Below are 25579 nucleotides of genomic sequence, written 5' to 3' on the forward strand. Positions count from 1 at the left end.
TGACGGTCTCCACCGCCCAGAGCCCCCACCCCAGCCCTCCCCCGGAAGGGGAGGGAGCAAGACAGGTGAGGCGTGCGGGTCATGCGACCCTCGCGAGAGTTGCATCCGACTGCACCCGAATGCATCGTGCCTGGCGGCCCTGGCGGATATCGATCAGCGGCGGAATCGCGGCGCTGCAGCCCGCCAGCGCATGGTCGCAGCGCGGCTCGAAGGCGCAGCCCGGCGGCGGCGCGAGCGGGCTCGACACCTGGCCGCGAATCGCGAACAGCCGCTTGGGCTTGGGCTGCCCCGGCAGCCGCGCCTTGCCCGGCAGGCAGGCCAGGAGGCCCTGCGTGTACGGATGCTCGGGCTGCGCGAACAGCGGCCGCACGGGCGCGCTCTCGACCACGCGGCCCGCATAGAGCACCACCACGTCGTCCGCATGGTGCGCGACCACGCCGAGGTTGTGGGTGATGAAGAGGATGCTCATGCCGGTCTCGGCCTGCAGCCGGCGCATGAGCTCGAGAATCTGCGCCTGGATGGTCACGTCGAGCGCGGTGGTGGGCTCGTCGGCGATCAGCAGCGTCGGGTCGCAGGCCATCGCCAGCGCGATCATCACGCGCTGGCGCATGCCGCCCGAGAGCTGGTGCGGATACTCGTGGATGCGCTGCGCGGCCGCCGGAATCTCGACCAGCTCCAGCATGCGCAGCGCGTGGGCCATGGCCGCCTTGCGGTCCAGGCCCTTGTGCAGCCGCACGCTCTCGGCAATCTGCTCGCCGATGGTGAAGACCGGGTTCAGGCTGGTCATCGGCTCCTGGAAGATCATCGACAACTGGTTGCCGCGCAGGCTGCGCATCTCGCGCTCGCCGATCTGCAGCAGGTCGAGCGTCTTGCCTTCGCGGGTCACGAAAGAAGCCGAGCCGCTGACCTGCGCGTTCGCGGTCTTGGGCAACAGGCGCATCAGCGTGAGGCTGGTGACCGACTTGCCCGAGCCCGATTCGCCGACCAGTGCCGTGGTCTTGCCGGGCTGGATCGAGAAGCTCACATCGGCCACCGAACGGATCAGGCCGTCTTCGGTGGGGAAGCTGGTGCTCAGGTTGCTGACAGAAAGACGTGGAATGTTCGTGGTCGTCATCACAGCGCCTTCTTCAGTTTGGGGTCGAGCAGGTCCCGCACGCCGTCGCCCAGCAGCTGCAGCGAGAGCGCCGTGAAGATGATCGCGAGCCCCGGGAACAGCACCACCCAGAAGGCCTGGTGCGCATACTGCTGGCTGCCCGCGACCATGGTGCCCCAGGTCGGAATCTCGGGCGGCACGCCCACGCCCAGGAACGAGAGCCCCGCCTCGGCCAGGATCGCGTAGGCGAAGATGAACGACACCTGCACCAGGATCGGCGACATCAGGTTCGGCAGGATGTGGCGCCACAGGATGCGCGAGGTGCGCACGCCCAGCGCGCGCACCGCCTCGACGAACAGCAGCTCGCGCACCACCAGCGTCGAGGCCCGCACCACCCGCGCCACGCGCGGCGTGTAGACCAGCACCAGCGCCAGCACGGTGTTCATGAGCGAGGGTCCGAGGATCGCCACCAGCGCAATGGCCAGCAGGATGTCGGGGAAGGACATCATCGCGTCGACCACGCGCATCAGCGGCGTGTCGAGCCGGCGGAAGAAGCCCGCCATCAGGCCCAGCACGGTGCCCGCGACCACCGAGCCCAGCGCGGTGAGCGCCGCAATGGCCAGCGAATAGCGTGCGCCGTGCACGATGCGCGAATACATGTCGCGGCCGAGCTCGTCGGTGCCCAGCAGGTGTTCGGCGCTCGGCCCCTTCAGGCGCTGCAGCACGGCCGTGTCGTTGGGATCGATGGAGGCGAACAGCGGCGCGCCGATGGCCAGCACCGCAATGAGCAGCAGCACCAGCGCGGAAACCATCACGATGCGGCGATGCATCAGCTGGCGGAGCATTCGGGGCATTTGCATTTTTCTTCCCTCAGACCTTCACGCGCGGATCGACGACGGCATAGAGCAGGTCGATGGAGAAATTGATCAGCACGTAGATCGCGGCAATCACGAGCAGCGCGCCCTGGATCACCGGATAGTCGCGCCGCAGCACCGCGCTCACCACGAGGTTGCCGACACCCGGCAGGCCGAACACGGTTTCGGTGATGACGGCGCCGCCGATCATCAGCGCGACTGTGAGGCCGATCACGGTGACGATCGGCACCAGCGCATTGCGCAATGCATGCTTGAGCACGACCGTGGTTTCGCTCAGGCCCTTGGAACGTGCGGTGCGCACATAGTCTTCGCCGAGCACGTCGAGCATCGAGGCGCGCGTGAAGCGGATGATGAGCGCCGAGTTCAGCAGGCCCAGCACCGCGGCCGGCAACACCAGCGCATGGAGCCGCTCAGCGAACGCCGCATCGGGCGCGCCATAGCCCGACACCGGGAACCAGCCGAAGGACACCGCGAAGATCTGGATCAGCACGATGCCGAGCCAGAAGCTCGGAATGCTCGCGCCGAGCATCGCAACGCCGGTAAAGAGCTGGTCGACCACGCGCCCGCGGAACACCGCCGAGACGATGCCGCACGGTACGCCGATCAGCGCCGCGATGGCCACGGCCATCAGCGCGAGCAGCGTGGTCGGCTCGGCGCGCTCCCACAGCGCCTGCGTGACCGGTCGCTGCAGGAAGATCGAGGTGCCGAGGTTGCCCTGCAGCACTTCGCGCAGCCAGTAGCCGAACTGCAGGGGCAGCGGCTTGTCGAGCCCGTATTCCTTCTGCACGCGGGCGATGTCGGCCGCGGTGGCCTGGTCGCCCAGCAGCACCGAGACCGGGTCGCCCGATGCGGCGCGCGTGAGCACGAAGACGATCACCGCCACGATGGCGAGCACGACGAGCATGCCGGCAGCGCGGGAAGCGAGATAGCGAAACATGTGTGGTTGGCTCCGTGGCGCCCGGGGTTTATTTGATTCTTGCGTTCCAGAAGAACGGCCAGGTCGCGGGCTGGTAGTTGTCGAGCGCCGGGCTCTTGGCCGAGAGGCCGTTGAACTTGCCGACGTTGATGTACGGCACTTCTTCATAAACCACCTGCTGCACCTTGCCCCACAACGCGCCGCGCCTGGCCGGATCGCTCTCGACATTGAAGGCCTGCAGCGCCGACTTCTTGGCGGGCGAATCCCACCAGCCGGGTGCGCCGTCGCCCAGCTGCGGCGGCGAGAGCATCGGCTCGGGAAACTGGCCCGAATGGGTCACGTAGATGTCCCACAGCTTCGGGTCGTTGCGCCGCTGCACCAGCGTGGCCCAGTCGACCACGTTGAGGTCGACCTTGAAGCCGGCGCGCTTGAGCTGCTCGGCCATCAAGAGCGACATGTTGTAGTGGAAGTCGTACTGGCGGCTGGTGAGCACGCGGATCGGCTCGCCCTTGTAGCCGGCCTTGGCCGCGGCCTCCTTGGCCTTGGACGCGTTGCGCTCGTTGTAGAGCGTGGTGCCGGCGGCCGAATAGAACGGCGAGCCCTTGGGGAAGTGATTGCCTTCGGCCACGAAGAAGCGCGTGTCGCCGAAGCCGGCTGCGAGCATTTCGCCCTCGCCCAGCGCGGACTGGATCGCCTGGCGCAGGGCCTGGTTGGAAGCCACGCCTTCCTTGGTGTTGAGCACGAGGTACGGAAAGCCGAACGACGGCGTCATGATCGGCACGGTCTTGCCGCCCGATTTCTCCAGCCGCGGCAGCGCCTCGACCGGCAGCAGGTCGGCAAAGTCGTACTGGCCGGCCAATGCGCCTTCGACGCGCGTGCTGGCATTGGGCACCGGCACGAAGCGCAGCTCCTCGATGGCCGCTTCGCGCTTGCCGGCGTAGCCGCTCGCGGGCTCCTTGCGCGCCGCGTACTTGTCGAAGCGCGTGAGCAGCACGAACTGGTCGGGGCGGCGCTCCTTGAACTTGTAGGGGCCGGTGCCGACGAAATCCTTCAGCGGCGAAGCGATCGAATCCTTGGCCATGATCGCTGCCATGCCGCTGGGCAGCGCGAGTTGCGAGAGCAGCGGCGCATACGGCGCCTTCAGCACGATCTCCACGCCCAGCGGGCCCTTGGCCTTGAGACTCTCGATCTCCTTGCCCACGGCCTTGCCACGCGGCGACTGGTCCATCCAGCGCTGCAGGCTGGCCACCACATCGTCGGCGTTGAGTTCGCGGCCGTTGTGCAGCATCACGCCCTTGCGCAGGGTAATGGCGTAGCTCTTGCCGTCGGCCGAGATCTTCGGCATGGTCTCGGCCAGCATCGGCACCACGTTCCACTTGGCGTCGAAGGTGTAGAGCGTCTCGTACACGTGCTGCATGATGGTTCCGACCAGATCGGCCGTGGAGGCCATGGGGTCGAGCGTCTGCGGCTCGGCCACCATCGCCAGCGTGGCGAAGTTGCGCGGCCCCTGGGCATGCGCGGGCTGGGAAGGCAGCGCGGCGCACAGCACCGCGAGCAGGGACGCACCCAGCAGGCTGCGCTTCGACAGCTTGGGCAGGCGCTGGACGACAAGACCGTCGTTGGACATGGGAACTCCTTCGTGGGGCGGGCAGATTGTGAAAGAAATTTTCTATTCGGCCCGCACTTTGAAGCACTATCCATGCCAAATCATCCGTATTAACCCTTGTTTGTAGGTTTTCCTGAAACAAATTTTCAGATTGGATCGATACTTGCGATCCGCGTTTTTCAATTCTTTCCAGGAGTTTTCCCATGCCGCTCGAATACCTCGGCGCCCCGCCCGTCGCCTCGGACCGCCAGGCCCGCCCCTTCTCCCCGGCCGTGCGCGCCGGCGATTTCATCTATGTGTCGGGCCAGGTGCCGGCCAATGCCGAGGGCGAGATCGTGGTGGGCGGCATCGAGGCGCAGACGCGCCAGGTGATGGAGAACCTGAAGAAAGTGCTCGCATTGGCCGGCGCCACGCTCGACGACGTCTGCAAGAGCACCGTCTGGCTGCAGGACGCGCGCGACTTTGGTGCCTTCAACCGCATCTACATGGGCTACTTCGGTGAAAACAAGCCGGCGCGCTCGACCACCGAGGCACGCCTGATGGTCGACGCCAAGGTCGAGATCGACGTGGTGGCCTACAAGCCCAAAGCCTGATCAGTCCCGCAGTTCCGTCTTGCGCTGAATGATGCGCGAGACGAGCCCGTATTCGACCGCCTCCGCAGCCGAGAGCCAGCGGTCGCGCTCGATGTCGGCCAGCACCACGTCGATGGGCTTGCCGGTTTCGCGCGCGATCTCGTGCGCGATGCGGTGCCGGGCCTTGATGATTTCCTGCGCCTGGATTGCGATGTCGGTGGCCTGGCCGCCCGCGCCGCCGCTGGGCTGGTGGATCAAGAAGCGCGTGTTGGGCAGGCACACGCGCCGCTCGCGCGGCACCGCCAGGTAGAGGTGCGTGGCGGCGCTGCCCACCCAACCGGTGCCGATCATGTTCACCGGCGCACTGATGAAGCGCACGATGTCGTGAATGGCATCGCCCGACTCCAGGTGGCCGCCGGGCGAGCTCACCAGGATGTCGATGGGTTTGTCCGGGCTGTCGGCGTCCAGCGTGATGAGCCTGCGCGTCACGTCGGCGGCCACGGAGTCGGTGATGCTGCCGAAGATCAGCAGCGTGCGCGACTTGAAGGCTTTTTCTTCGAGGTACGAATTGCGCGGCTCGGCGGTGGCTGCGGGCGGGGTGTCGTCATCGGTTTCCATGGTGCAGAAGCGCTCCTGTGACTGCACGGCATCGTGCCGCGCAGGGGAACAGTTTCGCGACATTGCATGCGCCGTGGCAAGCGGCATCGGCAATTCAGCCCGCCAGCCGCCCCGCCACCAGCTGCAGCACGCGATCGCAGCGCTTCGCGAGCTCCTGGTCGTGCGTGACCATCACGAAGGCCGTGCGGTGCTTGTGCGCGAGCTCGATCATCAGCGCGAACACCGTGTCCGCCGTGCTGCGGTCGAGGTTGCCCGTGGGCTCGTCGGCCAGCACGCAGGCCGGCTGCGTGACCAGCGCGCGCGCAATGGCCACGCGCTGGCGCTCGCCGCCCGAGAGCTCGGCCGGCCGGTGATGCAGGCGCTCGCCCAGGCCCACGCTTTCGAGGATCTTCGCGGCCGCGGCCGCCGCCTGTGCGGAGTCCATGCGGCGGATCTTGAGCGGCATCGCCACGTTGTCGAGCGCGCTGAACTCGGGCAGCAGGTGATGGAACTGGTAGACGAAGCCCAGGTGTTTGTTGCGCAGCCGCCCCTGCTCGGCCGCGTCGGCATGCGCGATGTCCTTGCCGAGCAGCTCGACCTTGCCGGCCGTGGGCGCATCGAGTCCGCCCATCAGGTGCAGCAGCGTGCTCTTGCCCGAGCCCGAGGCGCCGACGATGGCCAGCGTTTCCCCGGCGCGCACATCCAGGTCGACGCCGTGCAGCACCGTGAGGTCGATGCGCCCTTCGTGAAAGCGCTTGGTCAGGCCGCGCGCCTTCAGCACCACGCCGTTGCCGGGCGCGGCGGCATCTTTTTGTTCACTCATAGCGCAGGGCCTCGGCGGGGTTGACGCGGCTTGCGCGCCAGCTGGGATACAGCGTTGCAAGAAAAGCCAGGACCAGCGAGATGATCGCAATCGGCATGATGTCGCTGCGCTGCGGATCGCTCGGCATCTTGCTGATCAGGTAGATGTCCTTGGGCAGGAAGCTCGCATGGAACAGCTGCTCGAGCGCCGGCACGATCACGTCGATGTTGTAGGCAATGCCCAGCCCCAGCAGCAGCCCGGCCACCGTGCCGATCACGCCGACCATCGCCCCCTGCACCACGAAGATGCCCATGATGCTGCGCGGCGAACTTCCCAGCGTGCGCAAAATGGCGATGTCCGCGCGCTTGTCGGTCACCGTCATGACCAGCGTGGACACCAGGTTGAAAGCCGCCACCGCCACGATGAGCGTGAGGATGATGAACATCATGCGTTTCTCGACCTGCACGGCCGCGAACCAGGTCTTGTTCTGGCGCGTCCAGTCGCGGATGAGGAATTGGCCCGGCAGCGTGACGGCCATCTGGTCGGCCACTTCGCGCGCCTCGTTCAGATCCTTGAGCTTGATGCGGATGCCGGTCGGTCCTTCGAGCCGGAACACGCGCTGGGCGTCTTCCGCATGGATCATGGCCAGCGCCGAATCGTATTCGTAGTGGCCCGAATCGAAGGTGCCCACCACGGTGAACTGCTTGAGCCGCGGCACCACGCCGGCCGGCGTGACCTGGCCGCCCGGCGCCACCAGCGTGACCTGGTCGCCCGGCTGCACGAACAGCGAGCGCGCCAACTCGCCGCCGAGCACGATGCCGAACTCGCCCGGCACCAGCTTGTCGAGCGTGCCCTTCTGCGCCGTGGTGTCGATGTCGGTCACCTCGGGTTCGAGCTTGGGCACGATGCCGCGCACCAGCGTGCCCTTCATGTCCTCGCCGCGCGCAATGAGCGCCTGCGTGGCAATGAAGGGCGCGGCGCCGATCACTTCGGGGTTCTTGCGGGCTGCGGCCGTGATGGCGTCGATGTCGGGCAGCGCCTGGCCGTCGCGCGACAGAATTTCGATGTGCGACACCACGCCGAGCATGCGATCGCGCACCTCTTTCTGGAAGCCGTTCATCACGCTGAGCACGATGATCAGCGCCGCCACCCCCAATGCAATGCCGAGCATCGACACGCCGGAGATGAAGGAGATGAAGCCGTTGCGCCGCGTCGCCCGGCCTGCGCGCGTGTAGCGCCAGCCGAGCTTCAGTTCATAAGGAAGTCGCATATTTATCAGTTATTCCCAACGCGCTTCGGGCGGCGTTTCATCCCGGGATTGTGGCATCCCGGACAATAGGGGGAATGGCCGAACCTCTCCCACGTCACTTGTTGATCCCCTTTGCCGGCCGCGGTTCCCCGGCATGCCGCGCGGCACTGCCGGCGCTTCGGCTTCCCAACCTCGAAGCGCTGCTCTCCCGGCTCTCGCTCGCCGAGGCCGACACGCAGGACGAAAGCACACGCTCGCCGCCCCATGAACGGGCGCTCGCCAGGGCGCTGGGCATTTCCGCGCCCGACGGCTGCATACCCTGGGCCGCGCTGGAGGCCCGGCAAGCCGGCATCGCCGAAGCCGGCGACCGCGAAGGCTGGGGCCTGGTCTCGCTGTGCAACTGGCAGGTGGGCATCGACGACGTGGTGCTCGGCGACCCGGCCGCGATCGAGATCGACGCCGCCGAATCGGCCGCGCTGCTGGCCGCCGCCCACCCCTTCTTCGAGGAAGACGGCATCGCACTGCACCCTTCTCCCACGCCCGGGCGCTGGCTCGCGCGCGCGCGCATCTTCGACGGCCTGGCCACGGCCTCCATCGACCGCGCGGTGGGCCACCCGATCTCGCAGTGGTCGCCGCTGGCCGAAGCCGCGCGGCCGCTGCGCCGCCTCCAGAACGAAATGCAGATGCTGCTCTACGCCCAGCGCGTGAACGACGAGCGCGCCGCGCGCGGCGTGCCGCCGATCAACTCCTTCTGGCTCAGCGGCACCGGCGCCCTGGAGCCCGGCGTTCCCCCGGCCGACATTGCCGCGCCGGCCGTGAGCGATGCACTGCGCGTGGCCGCGCTGCGCGATGACGGCGCGGGCTGGGCCGAAGCCTGGCAGGCGCTGGACGCGGGCCTCATCGCCAGCCTGCTGGCCGACTACACCGCCGGCGCCGACGTCACGCTCACGCTGTGCGGCGACCGCGCTGCGCAGCGTTATGCGGTGCAGCAGCGCGGGCTGGTGCGCTGGGCCAGGAGCTTGTTCGACCGGCCGCGCGCCGCCAGCGTGCTGGAGGCCCTGTGAAAATCATTGCCCGGGAAATTCCCCCCCGCACGGTCTGGGCGCTCGAGCAGGCCGGCGTGCATCCGCTGCTGGCCCGCCTGTTCGCCGCCCGCGGCGTGCTGGCCAAGGACGAGCTCGACGACGGCCTGGCGCGCCTGCTGCCGCCCGACACCCTGCACGGCACGCGCGAGGCCGCTGTGCTGCTGGCCGATGCGATGGCGCAGGACAAGCGCCTGTGCATCGTGGCCGACTACGACTGCGACGGCGCCACCGCCTGCGCCGTCGGGGTGCGGGGCCTGCGCCTGCTGGGCGCCAAGAACGTGAGCTACCTGGTGCCCGACCGCGTGGTCGACGGCTACGGCCTCACGCCGCCCATTGCCGAGCGCGTGGCCGACAGCGGCGCCGACATGCTGATCACCGTCGACAACGGCATCGCCAGCGTCGATGGCGTGGCCGCGGCCAAGGCGCGCGGCCTGCAGGTGCTGGTCACTGACCACCACCTGCCCGGCCCCGAGCTGCCGGCCGCCGACGTGCTGGTGAACCCCAACCAGCCGGGCTGCGGCTTCGAGAGCAAGAGCATCGCCGGCGTCGGCGTGATGTTCTACGTGCTGCTGGCGCTGCGCTCCGAGCTGCGCGCGCGCGGCGTCTTCACCGCGGCCGCGCAGCCCAAGCTCGATGTGCTGCTTCCGCTGGTCGCGCTCGGCACCGTGGCCGACGTGGTGAAGCTCGACGCCAACAATCGCCGGCTCGTCGCGCAGGGCCTGCGGCGCATCCGCGCCGGCGCGCTGCCCGCGGGCATTGCGGCGCTGTTCAAGGCCGCGGGGCGCAACGCCGCGGTGGCCACCACCTTCGACTTCGGCTTTGCGCTCGGCCCGCGCATCAATGCGGCCGGCCGGCTCGCCGACATGACGCTGGGCATCGAATGCCTGCTGACCGACGACGCCGGCCGCGCCGACGAACTCGCGCGCATGCTCGACGGCATCAACCGCGAGCGGCGCGACATCGAGGGCGGCATGCGCGACCAGGCGCTGCTGCTGGCCGAATCGCTGTTCGGCGCCACGGCCGACGGCAGCGAGGCACCGCCCGCGGCCATCAGCGTGTTCGATGCCGACTTCCACGAAGGCGTGGTCGGCATCGTGGCCTCGCGCATCAAGGACCGCTTTCACCGCCCGACCTTCGTCTTCGCCGCCAGCGGCGCGCCCGGCAAGGAGCACGAGCTCAAGGGATCGGGCCGGTCGATTCCGGGCTTTCACCTGCGCGATGCGCTCGACCTGGTGGCCAAGCGCCATCCCGGCGTGCTGCTGCGCTTCGGCGGCCATGCGATGGCCGCCGGCTGCACCGTGGCGCGCGAGCAGTTCGAGGTGTTCGAGCGCGCGCTGGCCGAGGTCGCGCACGAATGGCTGGACGCGGCCACGCTGACCCGGCGCCTCGACACCGACGGGCCCTTGGCGCGCGAGTACATGCGCATCGACCTGGTCGACACGCTGCACCGCGAAGTGTGGGGCCAAGGCTTTGCGCCGCCCACCTTCAGCGAGGAAGTCGAAGTGGTGTCGCAGCGCCTGGTGGGCGAGAAGCACCTGGCGCTCAAGCTGCGGCACCAGGGGCAGCCGGTCGACGGCATCTGGTTCGGCCATACCGAGCCGCTGCCCGCGCGCGTGAAGCTGGCCTTCAGGCTCGATGCCGATGAATGGCAGGGTGTGCGCCGCGTACGCTTCCTGGTCGAGGGTGCAGAAATTTAGCTCGCCCCCAGGCTTCGCGCACTTCGTGCCGCTACTCCCTCCCCCTACCGGGGGCAACACCAGCGGCCCGGCAAAGCCGGTTCCGCGGTGTTTCTGGAAGGGGCTCGGAACTCCTCCGGGGTCAGCCTCGGTGGGCGTGCATTCGGGACGGATTCCTACGCAGGCCGCGCGCCGGCGTTCTACGGTGGTCTTTCATACGCAGGAGCCCATGCAACATGAAATCGACCACCGCATCAGCCACCAAATCCGCCAAGTCCCGGGGACCCGCCCACACCGCCAGCAGGCAGCGGGCCGTTCAACGCACGCAGGACGCGAAGGACGGCGCCAAGCCCGCCGCCAAAAAGTCCAGCCCGCCCGCGCAGGCCGGGCCGCGATCCCAGCCGGTCAATCCCCTGCCGGCGCAGCACCTGAGCAAGCCAGGGCTCGAAGCCGAGATGGCGCTGCGTCCGCGCTTCGAAGCACCGGACTACAAGGGCAGCGGCAAGCTCCAGGGGATGGCGGCCCTGGTGACCGGGGGCGATTCCGGCATCGGGCGTGCCGTGGCGGTGCTCTATGCGCGTGAAGGCGCCGACGTCGCCATCGCCTACCTGGAAGAAGACGAGGACGCCGAGGAAACCCGTCGCCACGTGGAGGCCGAAGGCGCGCGCTGCCTCATGATCAAGGGCGACGTCTGCGACCCGGCGTTCTGCCGCGAGGCGGTCGACAAGACACTCGAGGCCTTCGGCAAGCTCGACATCCTCGTGAACAACGCGGCCTTCCAACTGCACGCGGCTTCCATCGAGGACATCACCGACGAGCGCTTCGAGCTGACGCTCAGGACCAATGTCTTCGGCTATTTCCAGATGGCGCGCGCCGCGGTTCCGCATCTGGGCCAGGGCGCCTCGATCATCAATACCGGCTCCGTCACCGGGCTGGAAGGAAGTGCCCACCTGCTCGACTATTCGACGACCAAGGGGGCGATCCACGCCTTCACCAAGTCGCTGGCCAGCAACCTGCTGCCCAAGGGCATCCGCGTGAATGCGGTGGCGCCCGGGCCGGTGTGGACGCCCCTGAATCCCGCCGACAGCCCGCCCGAGAAGGTGAAGGATTTCGGCAAGAACACCGACCTGCAAAGGCCGGCGCAGCCGGAAGAGCTCTCGCCTGCCTACGTGTTCCTGGCCGCGCCGAGCTGCGCCAGCTACATCACCGGCATCGTGCTGCCGGTCACGGGCAGCGTGGGCGCCGTCTGAATGCGGCGAAGAGTTTCTGCAATGCCCTGGAGCGCGGCACATCCTCCATGAGTGGCGGGATGGAGATGGCCAGCAGCAGCGCCGCCAGCGGCACCACGCACACGAAGCCGACGTAGCTGAAGCCCAGCGCGCCGACAATCCCGCCCAGCACGAACATGCCGATCAGCCCACCCGCCATCTGCATCCGCCGGCGGTTGTGGCGCACCATGGCATGTGCCGGTGTGGCATGCCGGTTCCAGTAGAGCAGCTTGCCCAGTTCCATGCCCACATCGGTGATGTTGCCCGTCATGTGGGTGGTGCGGACGCTGCCGCCGGAAGTCTTGGAGCCAACGGCGTTCTGCAGGCCCATGATGAACGAGAGCAGCAGCACGGTCAGCGGAACGGCAAACGGCGTCGGCCAGGTCAGCGTGATCGCGCCCATCAGCCCGAACGGGAACATGAGCGCCGCTTCCAGCAGCAGCGGAACCGCGTAGACGCTGCGCAGGCGATGCTGGCGGCCCCAGTTCACGAGAATGGCGCAGACCGCGGCGCCCGACAGGAACGCGAGGATGGCCCCCAGCGCATTGAGCAGCAGCCTGGTGTTGCCCAGCACCAGCCCGTCCGCGAACTGCGACGCGAAGCCTGTCATGTGCGAGGTGTACATGTGCAGCACCAGAAAACCGCCCGCATTCACGGCGCCGGCGTTGAAGGCCAGCATGAGGCCGAGCAGCCGGTTGGTGGAAGGGGCGCGGTGGCGGTGGGTAAGGAAGCGTAGTCTGCGCATCGGCATGCAACTTGCGCTTGCACTCTAGCACCCGAACGAGCGGCCCAGGCTTTCGCCTGACACGGCTGCGTTGCCGGCCACCCTGAGGGAATGTGCTGATTACACTTTCGGCCGGTCTGCGTTGTGCAGATCTCTGTTCACAGTTCAAGGGTTTCAATGAAAGTCTCAACTCTTCTGGTCGCGGCCGCGCTAGCCGTGTCCGCACTGCCCGCCGCGGCGCAGGTTTCGGTTCACATCAACGTGCCCGGCCTGATCCAGGTGGCGCCCCCCGCGCCGCGCTATGAACCCATGCCGGGACCGAGAGCCGGCCAGGTGTGGGTGCCGGGGCATTGGCAATGGAACGAACGTGCCTACGTCTGGCGTTCGGGCTACTGGCAGGGAGCACGGCCCGACTACGCCTACGCGCCCGGCCGATGGGTCCAGGCGGACGGCGGTTGGCGATGGATGGAAGGCAACTGGCGCCGCGCGGAGCCGCAGCGCCATGCCGACCGCGATGATCACCAAGGCGGCGGCGGATACCACTGCCCGCCGGGGCAGGCCAAGAAGGGGCGTTGCTGATCTTCAGCTGCAGGAGGTGGAAAGGAGCGAGCAGATCGCCGCTTCTTTCTTCCGGTCGGCGCGAATGCGTTCCGGGATTTTCGATATGGTGCCGCTTGTCCGAATCGAACGGACGACCTTCCGCTTACAAGGCGGGTGCTCTACCAACTGAGCTAAAGCGGCACGGATTTCTCTTGGGATTTTAACGGTGCGCAGCCCACCGGCTTTACTTCACGCGCTTGAGCGACGGACGGCTGCCGCCCCCGGACGGTGGGCGCGGCGGCTCATCGGTGGGGTCGGCGGGCGAACCGGCGTCGTCGCCGAGATCGACCATTTCGTCCGCGTCTTCACCCGTCACCAGATGAACGATCTTGCCGGCATCGCCTTCGGTGCCGCGCGAGGCATCGCGCAGCGGCATGCGCGCGGGCCCCTGGGGCGAAGGCACGCCAGCCGCCGATGGGGACGCGCCGTCCTCGGCACCGCTGCCGGCCGGCACCGGCGCAGGGAAAGCCATGCCTTGCCCGTTCTCGCGCGCGTAGATCGCGATCACGCGGCCCACGGGAACGACAATTTCGCGCGCACTGCCGGCGAAGCGGGCCTTGAACTCGATGAAATCGTTGCCGAGCTTGAGCGAGCTGGTGGCGTCGAAGCTGATGTTCAGCACGATCTCGCCGTTCTTCACGTACTCGCGCGGCACCTGGACGGTGTCGTCGACCTGCACCGCGACATAGGGCGTGAACCCGTTGTCGGTGCACCATTCGTACAGCGCCCGGATGAGGTACGGGCGGGTGGAGGACGACTCGAGCGCGTTGATCATGAAAGGCAGCGGAGAACGATTGACGCAGTTTTACTTGCGCATGACCTTTTCGGACGGCGTGAGTGCTTCGATATAGGCCGGGCGCGAGAAGATGCGCTCAGCGTACTTCAGAAGCGGAGCCGCGTTCTTGCTGAGGTCAATGCCGTAGTAGTCCAGGCGCCAGAGCAGCGGCGCAATGGCCACGTCGAGCATCGAGAAATTGTCGCCCAGCATGTACTTGTTCTTGAGGAACACGGGCGCAAGCTGCGTCAGGCGGTCGCGGATGTGCGAGCGGGCCTTTTCGAGCGCCTTCTCGTTGCCCTTGGCGGTGCGGTTCTCGAGCGCGGCCACGTGCACGAAGAGTTCCTTCTCGAAATTGAGCAGGAACAGGCGCACGCGCGCGCGGTCGACCGGGTCGCCGGGCATCAGCTGCGGATGCGGAAAGCGCTCGTCGATGTACTCGTTGATGATGTTCGACTCATACAGGATGAGGTCGCGCTCGACCAGGATCGGCACTTGGCCGTACGGGTTCATCACGCTGATGTCTTCGGGCTTGTTGTAGAGATCGACATCGCGGATCTCGAAGTCCATGCCCTTCTCGAACAACACGAAGCGGCAGCGGTGGGAAAAGGGGCAGGTCGTTCCTGAATACAAGACCATCATGGCGAGAGACTCCTAAAAATCAAAAAGAGTGGGTCGCGTTGGCAACCCACTCTGTGGGACCGCACGCACCAGGCGCGCGGTCGGCGTGGACGGAACTACTTGACGTCTTTCCAGTACGAGGCGTTCAGTCGCCACACGAAGACCAGCGACATGAGAAGGAACAGCAGCACCCACACACCGATGCGGATGCGCGTGTTCTGTGCCGGCTCGGCCATCCATTCCAGGTAGCTCACCAGGTCGCCGACCGCCGTGTCGAACTGCAGCGGCGTCAGTGTGCCGGGGGTCACCTGCTCCCAGCCTTTGAACACTTCGGTTTCGTGGCCATGCTGCGAAACCTTGGTGTAGACAGGGCGCCGTTCGCCCTGCAGTTCCCACAGCGGGTTGGGCATGGCAACGCTCGGGAAAACGAGGTTGTTCCAGCCGGTGGCCTTGGTGTCGTCGCGGTAGTAGGTGCGCAGGTAGGTGTATAGGTAGTCCGCACCCGTGCCGCCATGGCCGGCGCGCGAGCGGGCAACCAGGGTCAGGTCGGGCGGCGTCGTGCCGAACCATTCCTTGGCCTGGCGCGCGTCGATGTTGGCCTTCATGGTTTCGCCGACCTTGTCGGTTGCGAACAGGAGATTGTCCTTGATCTGCTGCTCGGTGACGCCGATGTCCTGCAGCCGGTTGTAGCGCATGAAAGCCGCGGAGTGGCAGTTCAGGCAGTAGTTGACGAACAGCTTGGCGCCGTTCTGCAGCGAAGCGACGTCGGTGGTCTTGTTCGGCGCCTTGTCCCAGGCCATGCCGCCGGACTCGGCCGACGCGGCGGCGGAAAAGGTCAGGCCCAATGCCAGGCCCACAACCGCGAGCCAGCCAGAAATGCTTTTCTTCATCGTGTTTCTCTCGAGCTCTCTTGGGCTTCTCAATGGGCGGCGAAGGTCACGCGGTCAGGCACGGGCTTGAACTCGCCCTTGCTGCTCCACCAGGGCATGAGCAGGAAGAAACCGAAGTAGAAGAGCGTGCCGATCTGCGAAATGGTCTGCGCGATGTCCAGCACGAACGAACCGATGACCAGGTTGCCCCAGACGCCAGGCGCCTGGATGCCCAGGTAGCCCAGGATCAGGAAGAGGAACACGAAGACGCCGTAGACATACTTGTGCCAGCTCGGGCGATAGCGGATCGACTTGACTTCGCTCTTGTCGAGCCAGGGCAGGAAGAACAGGATGATGACCGAGCCACCCATCACGAGCACGCCCCAGAACTTGGCGTCGAAGGCCTTGAGCAGGAAGATGGCGACGGCCGCCACCACGACGAGCGCGATCTTCAGCGCCACGCTCGACTTGCCCTTGACGAAGTTCAGGACGGCAGCGGCGGCGATGATCAGCGCGAACACGTTGACCATGTCGTCGGTGGTTGCACGCAGCATCGAATAGAACGGCGTGAAATACCAGACGGGCGCAATGTGGTTCGGCGTCTTGAGCGAATCGGCCGGGATGAAGTTGTTGTACTCCAGGAAGTACCCGCCCGCTTCCGGCGCGAAGAAGATCACGGCCGAGAAGATCGTGAGGAACACCACCACACCGAAGATGTCATGCACCGTGTAGTACGGGTGCGACGGAATGCCGTCGAGCGGATGGCCGTCGGGACCGCGCTTGGCCTTGATCTCGATGCCGTCGGGGTTGTTGGAACCCACTTCGTGCAGCGCGATCAGGTGGGCCACCACCAGGCCGAGCAGCACCAGCGGCACCGCGATCACGTGGAAGCTGAAGAAGCGGTTGAGCGTGGCGTCGCTCACCACGTAGTCGCCGCGGATCAAGAGGGCCAGGTCAGGACCGATGAAGGGAATGGCCGCGAACAGGTTCACGATCACCTGGGCGCCCCAGTAGGACATCTGGCCCCAGGGCAGCAGGTAGCCCATGAAGGCCTCGGCCATCAGGCACAGGAAGATCGCGCAGCCGAAGACCCAGATCAGCTCGCGGGGCTTGCGGTAGCTGCCGTACATGAGGCCGCGGAACATGTGCAGGTACACCACGATGAAGAACGCCGAGGCGCCCGTCGAGTGGATGTAGCGGATGAGCCAGCCCCAGGGCACGTCGCGCATGATGTACTCGACCGAAGCGAACGCCTGGTTCGCGTCGGGCTTGTAATGCATCACCAGGAAGATGCCGGTCACGATCTGGATCACGAGGACCAGCATCGCGAGCGAGCCGAAGATGTACCAGAAGTTGAAGTTCTTCGGCGCGTAGTACTTGCCCCACTGGTCGTTCCAGAGCTTGGTCAGCGGGAAGCGGTTGTCCACCCAGTTGAGCAGCTTCTCGCCCGCGGGCGCGTTGGGGGAAATTTCGTGGAATTCAGCCATGTTCTTCTTCTGCCTCAGGCCTTCTTGGAGTCTTCACCGATCAGGAGCTTGGTGTCCGACAGGTACATGTGCGGCGGCACAGGCAGGTTGTCGGGCGCGGGCTTGTTCTTGAAGACACGGCCGGCCAGATCGAACGTGGAACCATGGCAGGGGCACAGGAAGCCGCCCTCCCAGTCGCTGGGCAGCGAAGGCTGCGGCCCGGCCTGCAGGCGGTCGACCGGCGAGCAGCCGAGGTGGGTGCAGATGCCCACCACCACCAGCACGTCGGGCTTGATCGAACGGTGCTCGTTCTGCGCGTACTTGGGGGTGAAATCGTCGGGGTGCCGCTTGGAGAGCGGATCGGCCAGCTGGCCGTCGAGCTTGGGAAGCTCGGCCAGTTGCTCGGGCGAGCGCTTGAGGATCCAGACGGGCTTGCCGCGCCACTCGACGGTGATCTTCTCGCCGACCTTGAGGCCTCCGATATCCACTTCGACGGCAGCGCCGGCGGCCTTGGCCTTCTCTGAAGGCTGGAACGTACTCACAAAGGGAATCGCGGTGGCCACGCCTCCCGCTACGCCGGCACAGCTGGATGCGATTAACCACGTCCGCTTGCTTGTGTCGATCCGGGGGGAGCCGGAGGTCATGTCACTCATGGGGATCCTCTAAGTCTTCTTCGCTGGAGCAGGGTCAACCGGCGATTGTAGCGGGCTGTTGCGCGCATATTCAACGGCGCCGGCCGGGAGGTGCGCGAACGCGTATTCCAGGGCACATGAATGCGCCAATTAAGAACAACGAATTAATCCTGATTTACAAGACATTTCGACACAAGGATTTGCACGCATAAAAGCCTTCGCGAGGGCTAAATTAGTTGCGGCACACTTCGCCAACTGCTAATCTTGTCCCAACTGTTAACTGCTAATTGAGAGGATGTTTGCCATGAGAATCAACCCACTGGTTTCCGCAACCGTCATCGCCGTGTTGGGCATTTCTTCGGCTTGGGCCCAGACCCCGCCACCGGTCCAGACGCCTGGCCCTCAGCCGGCCAGCGCGACCGGCGCAACCAATTCCGCATTCGGCCGCATTACCGCCGGGCAAGCCGGTGGCGTTGCAGCCAGCGTTGGCCTGGCGGCCGCCGTCGCCAGTGGCAATGGCGGCAACAGCGGTGGCGGCAGCGGCACGGGCGGCACCGGCGGCACGGGTACGGGCACAGGCACGACCGGCACCAATTAATCGTGCGGGCCCTCTCCGCGGGAGGGCATTCGCCGAGGGGTCCGCGCGTTGGTCTCGCCACGCGACTTATTGAATGCTGCCTTCTGTCGGCATTTCTTTTGGGCGTTGGCGGCTGTTCTTCCGGATCCTCGGCCATGCTGGCCACGGCTCGGCAAATCTATAGCGGCAACACCGCAGCGCCCCAGCCCACTTTCAATCCGAATTACCGCTATTTGCGGGTAGCTGTCGGCGAACAGACGGTCTTCATGGTGCTCGGCTATATCGACAAGCGCCCCGAAGGTGCTGTCGAGGTCTGGTACAGCGGCAACGGCGAAGTCGTCAGGCTGCTCGACGGACGCCTCGTGGGAACGACCGGCCTCAGCACCGACTGGCGCAATGTGCGCTTTTCCAACCTGCCCGCATGGACCGGCGATGCGAACGGTGCGCCGCCGAAGGCCTACCAGCGCGAGCGCGACATGATGCCGGGCTACCGGTTCGGCATTCGCGACCAGATCGTGCAGACGCCGATTGCCGCGCCGCAGCAGACCGCCCTGGCCGGCATCGCGGCCGCGTCCCTGCGCTGGTACGAGGAGCGCAGCGTTTCGCACCCGGCGAGCGCCTCGCTGCCTCCGGCGCGCTTTGGCGTTTCGCAAGCGGGCGGCACGCCGCGGGTCGTCTATTCCGAGCAATGTATTTCCAATGACCTGTGTATGAGCTTCGAGCAGTGGACGCCTTCCCCCCCAGCACCCGTCGCAGCGGCGAGCGCTGGTACATGAGCAGTTCGCTCCTCCGTGGCTTCGGCAGACACCCCTGGCCTCTTCGCGCGGCGGTGGCCTGCGCACTGGCGGCGAGTTGCGCCGCCGGCGCACAGCCTCTGGGCAACAGCCCCATCGACAACAAATCACCCGCCGAAGACTCGGACATCCGCCCCGGCGAACGGCTGAGCGCCTGGCTGCTGCGCCAGCCGGCCGAAACGGCATCTCCGGGACTGGCCTGGCGCATCCCGCAAGAGCGCCTGGCGCAGCAGTTCCTGAAGAACACCCTGCTGCTGCGGCTCGATGCCGCCAGCCGGCGCGTGCCCCGCGAAGAGCAGGGCCGGCGCAAGCAGCTGAGCTCCTGGCTGCAGGGCCTGCCGGTGACCGGCCGCGTCGCGCTCGGCATCGTCGATCCGCGCTGGCTCCAGGCGCATCCGGAAGAGGACCCGGTGCTGACGGCCGGCCAGCAACTCGTTGCGCCGCCGCCCGTGCTGAAGACTATCTCGGTCCTGCAGCCCGATGGGCAGCTTTGCCAGGTGGCCCACGAACCCGGCCGCACGGCGTGGGACTACGTCGCCGCCTGCAGCCCCGAGGGCAAGCACGACTGGGCCTGGGTCGCCCAGCCGGACGGACGCACCGGCCGCGTGGGCGTGGCGCACTGGAATGCGCACCCTTCGGATGAGCCGGCACCGGGCGCATGGGTCTGGGCCGCGCCGCGCGGCATGGACGACCTGGAGGCGATCTCCGAGGGCATCATCAAGTTTCTGGCCACGCAGGGGCCGTCGCCGCAAGACGGCGCGATCCTGCAGCCTTCGGCTGGTGCTGCACCGGCTGCGGCCATCTCGGCACCCGCTGCACCGCTCGCCATACCCGCCATACCCGCCCTGCCCGATGTACCGCCGGCGCCCTCGACCGCCATTTCCGTGCGCCCCGAGGCGGCACCGCAGTACCGCGCGCTGCGGACCAGCGGCAACGACTGGGGCGAAACCGGCCTGCTGCAGACTCCCACGGCCCGCATGGGCCAGGCGGGCGACATGCGGACCTCGCTCACGCATGTCTCGCCCTACACGCGGCTGAACGTCATGTTCCAGCCGCTGGACTGGCTGGAAGCGGGCTTTCGCTATACCTCCATCAGCAACCGGATCTACGGCGTGGGCCTGAGCAACCAGGGCTACAAGGACAAGAGCATCGACCTGAAGGCGCGGCTGTGGAAAGAGTCGGCCTACCTGCCGGAAGTGGCGCTGGGCTTTCGCGACATCGGCGGCACCGGTCTCTTTTCGTCCGAGTACCTGGTGGCAAGCAAGCGCCACGGCGACCTGGATTTCAGCCTCGGCATCGGCTGGGGCTACCTGGGAAGCAGCGGAAACATCAGCAATCCCCTCGGTGTGCTGAGCAGCCGCTTCAAGACCCGCGTCAGCGAGACGACATGGGGCGGTGCCAACTTCGGCCGGCTCTTTCGCGGACCTGCCGCCCTCTTTGGCGGCGTGCAATGGCGCACGCCCTGGGACCCGCTGACGCTCAAGCTCGAATACGACGGCAACGACTACAAGAACGAGCCGCTCAACAACGCCCAGCGGCAGCGCTCCCCATTCAACATCGGCCTGGAGTACCGCTACTCCCCCGGCGTGACTTTCTCGGCCGGCTTCGAACGCGGCAACAAGGTGATGCTGGGCGTCACGCTGCAGGCCAACCTGGCCACGATGCAGATGCCCAAGACGGCAGACCTGCCGGCGCCGAACTTTTCGCCGGACCCACCCGCCACCTCGCCGGGCTGGGCGGCCACCGCAGCCGACATCGAAAGCCGCACCGACTGGACCATCCAGCGCATTGCGCCGCAAGGCCAGATGCTGCATGTGTGGATCACCGAAAGCGCCACGGTCTATCGGGATGTCCGCGTCGAGAAGATCATTGCCGTGCTGCATCGCGATGCGCCGGCTTCGATCAAGAACTTCGTGCTCCACTATTCGGAGCGGGGCCTGCCGCTGCACGCGCAAGTGGTCAACCGCAACGAATGGGTGACGGCGCACTACCAGGCGCAGACGCCGGGCGAGGTCCGTGCGGCCAGCCAGCGCGACTATGCGCCCCCGCCCGTGGGCTCGGGCGACCCGGCCACCTATGTTCCGCCGGGCAGCAGCGCCAACACTGCAGCCTCCTCCTCCACCACGGCCGACAGCAGCGCACTCGCCCCGTGGGAGCGCCGCTCCGACAAGTTCAGCATCGGCCTCACGCCCAGCCTCGGCCAGATCCTCGGCGGCCCCAACGCATTCGTGCTCTACCAGATCGGCGTGCAGGCGGTGGCGGAATACCGCTTCACGCCCAGCACCTGGGTCAACGGCGCACTGAACCTGCGCCTGGTCGACAACTTCGACAAGTTCACCTACACGGCGGGCAGCAACCTGCCCCGCGTGCGAACCCTCCAGCGCGAGTACGTCACCTCGAAGCGCCTGACCATGCCGGTGCTTCAGCTGACGCACGTCGGCAGGCTGACCGACAACCAGTACTACAGCGTGTACGGCGGTGCACTGGAAACCATGTATGCGGGCGTCGGCGCGGAATGGCTCTATCGGCCATGGCGCAGCCCGATCGCCTTCGGCGTGGACTTCAACCACGTGCGGCAGCGCGACTTCGAACAGGACTTCGGCCTGCGCGACTACAGGGTGAACACCGGCCATGCCACGCTCTACTGGGACACCGGCTGGAACGGCGTCCTGGCCAAGATCAGCGCGGGCCAGTACCTGGCGGGCGACCGCGGCGTCACCATCGACATCAGCCGCCGCTTCGACAACGGCGTGGTGCTCGGCGCCTACGCCACCAAGACCAATGTGTCGGCCAGGCAGTTCGGCGAAGGCAGCTTCGACAAGGGCATCTACCTTTCCATTCCCTTCGACGCGCTGCTGCCGCGCTCGAACAAGTTCACCGCCAACTTCGCCTGGGCGCCGCTGGTGCGCGATGGCGGTGCGCGGCTCGGACGGATCCACCCGCTCTACGAGATGACCTCGGCCCGCGACCCGAGCGCCTACAAGTTCGCGCCGCCGGACAGCGGCACGCCGGGCACGGGCGACAACATCCTGAACTTCGGACGGCGATAAGACCCACCCCCGTCCCTCGCTCACTTCGTGTAGCTCGACTCCCCCCTCAAGGGGGCAACACCAGCGGCCCGGCAGAGCCGGTTCCGCGGTGTTTCTGAACTAGGGCTGAGCCGTTTTCAGGCGTTGCGGCTCAGCGCGCCGGCGGCGCAGCGGCGCCGCGCATGATGAAGAACAGCCAGCCCATCATCACGGCCGCCATGCAGGCAAAGCCCAGCGTCATGGCATTGATGGTCTGGATGTAGGAAATCGGCGGCCTGGCCGCGAGCATGGAAGCAGCGAACACCAGCGCACCGAAGATCGAGCACCACAGGAGCGCACCGGGCCGCCCGGCAGCCCTGAAACCCGTCCGCAGGCACATCGTCAGGCCGAAGATCGCGGGCGCGTAGAAGAACGGCGAAAAATCCATTCCGCCGTAGTTCTTGCCGAAGGCCAGCACCACCAGATACGGTCCCAGCAGGCCCAGCAGGATTCCGCCGATCTCGGCCACCACGAAACCGAAGACGACGAACTTGACGAAGAGGCGAAAAGCGTCCTTGCGCCGATCGGATGTCCAGCTGGCCGCCAGCCTTGGCAGGATGTAGTAGCCCAGCGCAAGCAGCACATACTGCATGGGCAGCAGGAAGGTGATGTAGATCTTCAGCAGCCCGCCCTGCATCGAATCCGCGGAGGAGCCCAGCAGCAAGATGGCGCCTCCCGTCATGATCCAGCTCATGAACTGCGAAAGGCTGGCCTTCCAGCCGTAGCTGGCGGCCTCCCCGATGGTCAGCGCCTGGGCATTGGCGGGTGCCGGCAGCGGCGCCATCACATGGCGCAGGCTCAGCGCCACCAGAATGGCAAAGGGCAGCTGGATGACGGCAATCCACAGCAGGGCCTGCGTCCATGAAGCAGGCTTCAGGCCGATCAGCACCGCCACGTATCCGATGCTGATCAGCACGCCGGAAGCGCAGAGCACCAGGTAGCGGCGCCCCACCAGCAGGATGCTGCGAGAAATCCAGAATATTTCGTAGCCCGCGATCAGGGCCATGCCGGCCCAGCTCAGCGGCCCGGGGAAACTCGTGAACTGCCAGGCCAGAAAGCCGGCAATCGAAACCGCAAGCACGAGCGCCCAGCTCCACCAGGCAGCGGAGCGATCCGCGTAATACCGCTTGATCAACAGCGGCTCGTGCACCACCGCGGTATGCAGGATGTACTGGAAGCTGACGATCGCCAGGAACGCCGAGGCAATGCCGAAGTCGGAAGGCGAGAGCGCCCGTGCCAGCGCAAAGCTCAGCAGCAGCTGGCTCGCGCTATAGATGCACTGGTCTGCAACGGCATAGATCGGACCTCCGAGGCGTTTTCGAATTCCGGACAGGGACGCCATCCTGGGCCTGTTCACCCTAATCCGAAATGGACAACAGGATCGGATAGTCGCTGGCCTTGGCAGCAAAGCCTCCGTCGACGGGGCTGCCGCAGCTTCCGTGGCGCACCTGCGGGAAGAAGTCGACCCGCGTGCACTTCTTTCCCTTCTCGGCGGGAACCAGCACGTTCTGCTCGGCGCTTTGCGTCCACACCACGTGCAGCAGGGAATTTCCGCGGCTCAGCACCAGCTTGTTCAGGCCGGCATTGCTCTGGTATGAAACCTTCTTCGAATTCCTGGCGATCTTGAGGAATTCGGTGAGGCTCGAAAAGGCCTCCTTCTTCTCGCCGCCCTTCGACTTGAGCCCGAAGTTGTCTTCCCTCGAAATCGCGGAGGTTCCCCGGTCCTGCCAGGCATAGAGATTCAGCAGCTTGATGCCCGCGGCCACATTGGTGAGGTATTCCCGCAGGATCAGCGAAGCCTGGGTGTTGCGGTCCCGAACGGGCAGGTAGGAGGCATAGCCCCACTCGGAGGCGACGATCCCGACCTTTCCGAGCTGCTGCTGGTCCAGCTTCGCGCGCAGCTTTCCATAATCTGCAATGGCGGTTTCCGGAATCGAGCGATAGGGATGGATCGATATGTCCGTCAGGCAGTTGGCCCTGGCTGCCGACACGAAGGCATTCTCGAGCTGCGGCGGAACCTGCCCCGAGTTGAAAGGAAGCTTCGCAAAGCCGAATCCCATGACGATCTTCGGCGGCGTCTTCATTTGCGCGATGCTGCTGCAGAACTCGGCGGTCGCGGTTTCAAAGCTCGAAAAAAGCGCGGGGTTCAGAAACGTCTTGTGGTCAGGCTCGTTCCACAGTTCCCAGACCGCGACCTCGGATGCGTGCGCGCTCATGAAGTCGAGTGCGAACTTGGCGAACAGCTTCTCGCGCTGGCCTCCGCCCGCTTCCGCCGGATCTTGCCCCCAGATCTCCCGCCCCCCGAACAGCGTCACGATCGCTTCGAGCCTGGCGTTTTTCACGCGCTTGATCAAGCCCGAATAGTCGACCGATGCGGGATTGACGCTCTTGAGCGGCGGCCGCGCCCCGAATCTCACGAATTCGAAACCCGATGCCCTGATCTCGTTCAGATCCTCGTTCGAGATGGTGGCCGGGTCGATCTGCACGCTCAGGGCGACCGGATATTCCGTGCCCAATTCGCTGATGCCGCGGGCCTGCGCCGAGCAGGCCACGGCCGCAAGCGCCGCCGTACCGCACAGCAGCCTGAAAGCATTCAGCAAACGCCCCGGCACGGAAGGAAAAGACCAAAACTTCATCACTGCACCGACTCCTTATACAAGTCCAGGATGGCGGCGTTCATTCGGTCGGCGGTGTATTTCTCTTCGAAAATCTCCCGTCCGGCACGCCCCATCCGCTGTAGTTCCTCATCGGAAATCCGATCGATCTCGCGCAGCGCGTCGTCCAGTCCATCGAGCGAAAACAGCCGGCCGTTCCGGTTGTCTTCGACGATATCGACCAGCCCGCCCACGGCAGACGCAAAAACCGGCTTGCTCCGGGCCATGGCCTCGACCGCGACAAGGCCGAAGCCTTCCCACCGGGAGGGAACGATGACCGCATCGCACGACCTGTAGGCCTCTTCGAGTTCGTCTTTCTCGAGCCATCCGGCGAATTCGATCTCGCTGGAGCGCGCAAGGGAAAGATCGTTTCTGACCGCGCCACCCACGATCACGAGCTTGAAGCCAGGCTGGACGCGGGCATAGGCGTCGAGCAAGGCGTCGATGCCCTTCTGCCGATCGAGCCGTCCCACGAACAGGATCCTCCGGGGCCGTGCCGGGGCCCTCGGCGCAACGGTGCTTTCCGGAATGGGGGCGGTGAGCTGAATTCCGTTCGGAATGCATTTGCACCGCTTGATGCCGAATTTTTCGGCAATCCGGAACTCGTGGCCACTGATGCAGATGATCGCGTCGCTCCAATGGGACAGCAGCCATTCGATCCATCGATAGATCGACTTCTTGTAGGAAGGCCCGACCTGATCGAAGGCCCAGCCATGCGAGCAATAGACGATCTTGGTCTCGGCCGGCACCTGGCCGAGCAGCGCCATGGCGCGAACGATCCCGCCCGGAATGGAACTGTGCAGGTGAAGGACCGTGGGGCGCTCCGAGCGGATGATTTTCTTGATCTCGGCGGCGTAGCTCGCGAGGGCAAGAGGACTTCGGGCCGTGGGAACCACATGCGTGTCCCGGGAATTCAGCCACTCCACCGGCCCGGGCAATATGAACTTTGCCTGGCTGATCACAGGGGAGTTCTGCTGAAAGCCCGAAACCAGCCGAAGATAGGTTTCGAGCCCGCCCTTGAGCGTTTCGGCAACGTGCAATATCTTCATAGAGGTGCCAA

The 25579-nt window shown here is 66.1% G+C and carries 24 protein-coding genes and 1 tRNA gene; 8 read left to right on the forward strand and 17 right to left on the reverse strand.

The features are described 5' to 3' along the window. Nucleotides 1-79: 79 nt before the first annotated feature. The 4 genes from QFZ47_RS07085 to QFZ47_RS07100 are packed head-to-tail and all read right to left on the reverse strand — an operon-like array spanning nt 80 to nt 4511. Nucleotides 80-1114 (reverse strand): ABC transporter ATP-binding protein, encoded by a 1035-nt coding sequence (locus QFZ47_RS07085; RefSeq protein ID WP_307654971.1) that lies wholly within the window; start codon nt 1112-1114, stop codon nt 80-82. Continuing rightward, entirely contained in the window at nt 1114-1953 is an 840-nt protein-coding gene (locus tag QFZ47_RS07090) for an ABC transporter permease (protein ID WP_307654972.1), read from the reverse strand. Before QFZ47_RS07090 ends, QFZ47_RS07085 begins: the two co-directional genes overlap by 1 nt. A 10-nt stretch (nt 1954-1963) precedes the next feature. Next, entirely contained in the window at nt 1964-2905 is a 942-nt protein-coding gene (locus tag QFZ47_RS07095; protein WP_307654973.1) for an ABC transporter permease, read from the reverse strand. 28 nt (nt 2906-2933) lie between these two features. Further along, nucleotides 2934-4511 (reverse strand): ABC transporter substrate-binding protein, encoded by a 1578-nt coding sequence (locus QFZ47_RS07100; protein ID WP_307654974.1) that lies wholly within the window; start codon nt 4509-4511, stop codon nt 2934-2936. Between the two features lie 182 nt (nt 4512-4693). On the opposite strand from QFZ47_RS07100, the gene QFZ47_RS07105 reads away from it, so the two are divergent. Beyond that, a complete protein-coding gene (locus QFZ47_RS07105) occupies nt 4694-5083 on the forward strand; it encodes a RidA family protein (protein WP_209499883.1) in 390 nt (129 codons plus the stop codon). Here QFZ47_RS07105 and QFZ47_RS07110 read toward each other — a convergent pair whose 3' ends face one another. The 3 genes from QFZ47_RS07110 to QFZ47_RS07120 form a co-directional block, all read right to left on the reverse strand. Beyond that, complete coding sequence (locus tag QFZ47_RS07110; RefSeq protein WP_307654975.1) at nt 5084-5680, reverse strand: ATP-dependent Clp protease proteolytic subunit; 597 nt, start codon at nt 5678-5680, stop codon at nt 5084-5086. It abuts the gene before it with no gap. Nucleotides 5681-5774: 94 nt separating this feature from the next. Then, nucleotides 5775-6482, reverse strand: a complete 708-nt coding sequence (gene lolD, locus QFZ47_RS07115; protein ID WP_307654976.1) for a lipoprotein-releasing ABC transporter ATP-binding protein LolD — start codon at nt 6480-6482, stop codon at nt 5775-5777. Further along, entirely contained in the window at nt 6475-7731 is a 1257-nt protein-coding gene (locus QFZ47_RS07120; RefSeq protein WP_307654977.1) for a lipoprotein-releasing ABC transporter permease subunit, read from the reverse strand. Before QFZ47_RS07120 ends, lolD begins: the two co-directional genes overlap by 8 nt. A gap of 74 nt (nt 7732-7805) precedes the next feature. On the opposite strand from QFZ47_RS07120, the gene QFZ47_RS07125 reads away from it, so the two are divergent. From QFZ47_RS07125 to QFZ47_RS07135, 3 genes are all read left to right on the forward strand, one after another. Further along, nucleotides 7806-8774, forward strand: a complete 969-nt coding sequence (locus QFZ47_RS07125; RefSeq protein ID WP_307654978.1) for a hypothetical protein — start codon at nt 7806-7808, stop codon at nt 8772-8774. Then, nucleotides 8771-10492, forward strand: a complete 1722-nt coding sequence (gene recJ, locus QFZ47_RS07130; RefSeq protein WP_307654979.1) for a single-stranded-DNA-specific exonuclease RecJ — start codon at nt 8771-8773, stop codon at nt 10490-10492. The genes QFZ47_RS07125 and recJ overlap by 4 nt, the downstream gene beginning before the upstream one ends. A gap of 215 nt (nt 10493-10707) precedes the next feature. Beyond that, nucleotides 10708-11721 (forward strand): SDR family oxidoreductase, encoded by a 1014-nt coding sequence (locus QFZ47_RS07135; RefSeq protein WP_307654980.1) that lies wholly within the window; start codon nt 10708-10710, stop codon nt 11719-11721. Here the strand turns inward: QFZ47_RS07135 and QFZ47_RS07140 are convergent. After that, complete coding sequence (locus QFZ47_RS07140) at nt 11696-12484, reverse strand: YoaK family protein (RefSeq protein ID WP_307654981.1); 789 nt, start codon at nt 12482-12484, stop codon at nt 11696-11698. The two genes, QFZ47_RS07135 and QFZ47_RS07140, sit on opposite strands and share 26 nt — an antisense overlap. 156 nt (nt 12485-12640) lie before the next feature. Between QFZ47_RS07140 and QFZ47_RS07145 the strand changes: the two genes are divergently transcribed. Next, nucleotides 12641-13042 carry a hypothetical protein gene (locus QFZ47_RS07145; protein WP_307654982.1) on the forward strand — a complete coding sequence of 134 codons (402 nt, stop codon included), beginning with the start codon at nt 12641-12643 and terminating at the stop codon, nt 13040-13042. A gap of 86 nt (nt 13043-13128) precedes the next feature. Here the strand turns inward: QFZ47_RS07145 and QFZ47_RS07150 are convergent. The 6 genes from QFZ47_RS07150 to petA form a co-directional block, all read right to left on the reverse strand. Further along, nucleotides 13129-13204: transfer RNA gene (locus tag QFZ47_RS07150), tRNA-Thr, on the reverse strand. A gap of 43 nt (nt 13205-13247) precedes the next feature. Continuing rightward, entirely contained in the window at nt 13248-13838 is a 591-nt protein-coding gene (locus QFZ47_RS07155) for a ClpXP protease specificity-enhancing factor (RefSeq protein ID WP_307654983.1), read from the reverse strand. A 30-nt stretch (nt 13839-13868) separates the two neighbouring features. After that, on the reverse strand, nt 13869-14480 hold the full coding sequence (locus tag QFZ47_RS07160; RefSeq protein WP_012746352.1) for a glutathione S-transferase N-terminal domain-containing protein: 612 nt from the start codon (nt 14478-14480) through the stop codon (nt 13869-13871). A gap of 95 nt (nt 14481-14575) precedes the next feature. Then, nucleotides 14576-15349 (reverse strand): cytochrome c1, encoded by a 774-nt coding sequence (locus QFZ47_RS07165; RefSeq protein WP_307654984.1) that lies wholly within the window; start codon nt 15347-15349, stop codon nt 14576-14578. 29 nt (nt 15350-15378) lie between these two features. Further along, nucleotides 15379-16815, reverse strand: a complete 1437-nt coding sequence (locus QFZ47_RS07170) for a cytochrome b (RefSeq protein ID WP_307654985.1) — start codon at nt 16813-16815, stop codon at nt 15379-15381. Between the two features lie 14 nt (nt 16816-16829). Further along, nucleotides 16830-17447, reverse strand: coding sequence for a ubiquinol-cytochrome c reductase iron-sulfur subunit (petA, locus tag QFZ47_RS07175; protein WP_307654986.1), 618 nt, complete (start codon nt 17445-17447; stop codon nt 16830-16832). Nucleotides 17448-17730: 283 nt separating this feature from the next. Here petA and QFZ47_RS07180 point away from each other — a divergent pair, with 283 nt between their 5' ends. The 3 genes from QFZ47_RS07180 (at nt 17731) to QFZ47_RS07190 (ending at nt 21847) form a co-directional block, all read left to right on the forward strand. Beyond that, entirely contained in the window at nt 17731-18024 is a 294-nt protein-coding gene (locus QFZ47_RS07180; protein WP_307654987.1) for a hypothetical protein, read from the forward strand. A gap of 134 nt (nt 18025-18158) precedes the next feature. Continuing rightward, on the forward strand, nt 18159-18779 hold the full coding sequence (locus QFZ47_RS07185; protein WP_307654988.1) for a YjbF family lipoprotein: 621 nt from the start codon (nt 18159-18161) through the stop codon (nt 18777-18779). Next, nucleotides 18776-21847, forward strand: coding sequence for a YjbH domain-containing protein (locus QFZ47_RS07190; protein WP_307654989.1), 3072 nt, complete (start codon nt 18776-18778; stop codon nt 21845-21847). Before QFZ47_RS07185 ends, QFZ47_RS07190 begins: the two co-directional genes overlap by 4 nt. 130 nt (nt 21848-21977) lie before the next feature. Here QFZ47_RS07190 and QFZ47_RS07195 read toward each other — a convergent pair whose 3' ends face one another. Genes QFZ47_RS07195 through QFZ47_RS07205 form a run of 3 tightly spaced genes read right to left on the reverse strand, consistent with a single transcriptional unit; the run spans nt 21978 to nt 25568 of the window. Further along, nucleotides 21978-23207, reverse strand: a complete 1230-nt coding sequence (locus tag QFZ47_RS07195) for a lipopolysaccharide biosynthesis protein (protein ID WP_307654990.1) — start codon at nt 23205-23207, stop codon at nt 21978-21980. A gap of 16 nt (nt 23208-23223) precedes the next feature. Further along, a complete protein-coding gene (locus tag QFZ47_RS07200; protein WP_307654991.1) occupies nt 23224-24501 on the reverse strand; it encodes a glycoside hydrolase 5 family protein in 1278 nt (425 codons plus the stop codon). Next, on the reverse strand, nt 24501-25568 hold the full coding sequence (locus QFZ47_RS07205; RefSeq protein WP_307654992.1) for a glycosyltransferase family 4 protein: 1068 nt from the start codon (nt 25566-25568) through the stop codon (nt 24501-24503). The genes QFZ47_RS07200 and QFZ47_RS07205 overlap by 1 nt, the downstream gene beginning before the upstream one ends. Nucleotides 25569-25579: the final 11 nt, after the last annotated feature.

Source organism: Variovorax paradoxus, assembly GCF_030815975.1.
Classification (GTDB): domain Bacteria; phylum Pseudomonadota; class Gammaproteobacteria; order Burkholderiales; family Burkholderiaceae_C; genus Variovorax; species Variovorax paradoxus_N.

Coding starts and splice junctions, on each gene's coding strand:
- QFZ47_RS07100 (WP_307654974.1), bottom strand. CDS start 4,511: ATGTCCAACGACGGTCTTGTCGTCCAGCGCCTGCCCAAGCTGTCGAAG.
- QFZ47_RS07120 (WP_307654977.1), bottom strand. CDS start 7,731: ATGCGACTTCCTTATGAACTGAAGCTCGGCTGGCGCTACACGCGCGCA.
- QFZ47_RS07155 (WP_307654983.1), bottom strand. CDS start 13,838: ATGATCAACGCGCTCGAGTCGTCCTCCACCCGCCCGTACCTCATCCGG.
- QFZ47_RS07085 (WP_307654971.1), bottom strand. CDS start 1,114: ATGACGACCACGAACATTCCACGTCTTTCTGTCAGCAACCTGAGCACC.
- QFZ47_RS07180 (WP_307654987.1), top strand. CDS start 17,731: ATGAGAATCAACCCACTGGTTTCCGCAACCGTCATCGCCGTGTTGGGC.
- QFZ47_RS07095 (WP_307654973.1), bottom strand. CDS start 2,905: ATGTTTCGCTATCTCGCTTCCCGCGCTGCCGGCATGCTCGTCGTGCTC.
- QFZ47_RS07105 (WP_209499883.1), top strand. CDS start 4,694: ATGCCGCTCGAATACCTCGGCGCCCCGCCCGTCGCCTCGGACCGCCAG.
- QFZ47_RS07090 (WP_307654972.1), bottom strand. CDS start 1,953: ATGCAAATGCCCCGAATGCTCCGCCAGCTGATGCATCGCCGCATCGTG.
- QFZ47_RS07135 (WP_307654980.1), top strand. CDS start 10,708: ATGAAATCGACCACCGCATCAGCCACCAAATCCGCCAAGTCCCGGGGA.
- QFZ47_RS07165 (WP_307654984.1), bottom strand. CDS start 15,349: ATGAAGAAAAGCATTTCTGGCTGGCTCGCGGTTGTGGGCCTGGCATTG.
- QFZ47_RS07170 (WP_307654985.1), bottom strand. CDS start 16,815: ATGGCTGAATTCCACGAAATTTCCCCCAACGCGCCCGCGGGCGAGAAG.
- QFZ47_RS07200 (WP_307654991.1), bottom strand. CDS start 24,501: ATGAAGTTTTGGTCTTTTCCTTCCGTGCCGGGGCGTTTGCTGAATGCT.
- QFZ47_RS07190 (WP_307654989.1), top strand. CDS start 18,776: ATGAGCAGTTCGCTCCTCCGTGGCTTCGGCAGACACCCCTGGCCTCTT.
- QFZ47_RS07140 (WP_307654981.1), bottom strand. CDS start 12,484: ATGCGCAGACTACGCTTCCTTACCCACCGCCACCGCGCCCCTTCCACC.
- petA (WP_307654986.1), bottom strand. CDS start 17,447: ATGAGTGACATGACCTCCGGCTCCCCCCGGATCGACACAAGCAAGCGG.
- QFZ47_RS07185 (WP_307654988.1), top strand. CDS start 18,159: ATGCTGGCCACGGCTCGGCAAATCTATAGCGGCAACACCGCAGCGCCC.
- QFZ47_RS07160 (WP_012746352.1), bottom strand. CDS start 14,480: ATGATGGTCTTGTATTCAGGAACGACCTGCCCCTTTTCCCACCGCTGC.
- QFZ47_RS07145 (WP_307654982.1), top strand. CDS start 12,641: ATGAAAGTCTCAACTCTTCTGGTCGCGGCCGCGCTAGCCGTGTCCGCA.
- QFZ47_RS07125 (WP_307654978.1), top strand. CDS start 7,806: ATGGCCGAACCTCTCCCACGTCACTTGTTGATCCCCTTTGCCGGCCGC.
- QFZ47_RS07205 (WP_307654992.1), bottom strand. CDS start 25,568: ATGAAGATATTGCACGTTGCCGAAACGCTCAAGGGCGGGCTCGAAACC.
- QFZ47_RS07195 (WP_307654990.1), bottom strand. CDS start 23,207: ATGGCGTCCCTGTCCGGAATTCGAAAACGCCTCGGAGGTCCGATCTAT.
- lolD (WP_307654976.1), bottom strand. CDS start 6,482: ATGAGTGAACAAAAAGATGCCGCCGCGCCCGGCAACGGCGTGGTGCTG.
- QFZ47_RS07110 (WP_307654975.1), bottom strand. CDS start 5,680: ATGGAAACCGATGACGACACCCCGCCCGCAGCCACCGCCGAGCCGCGC.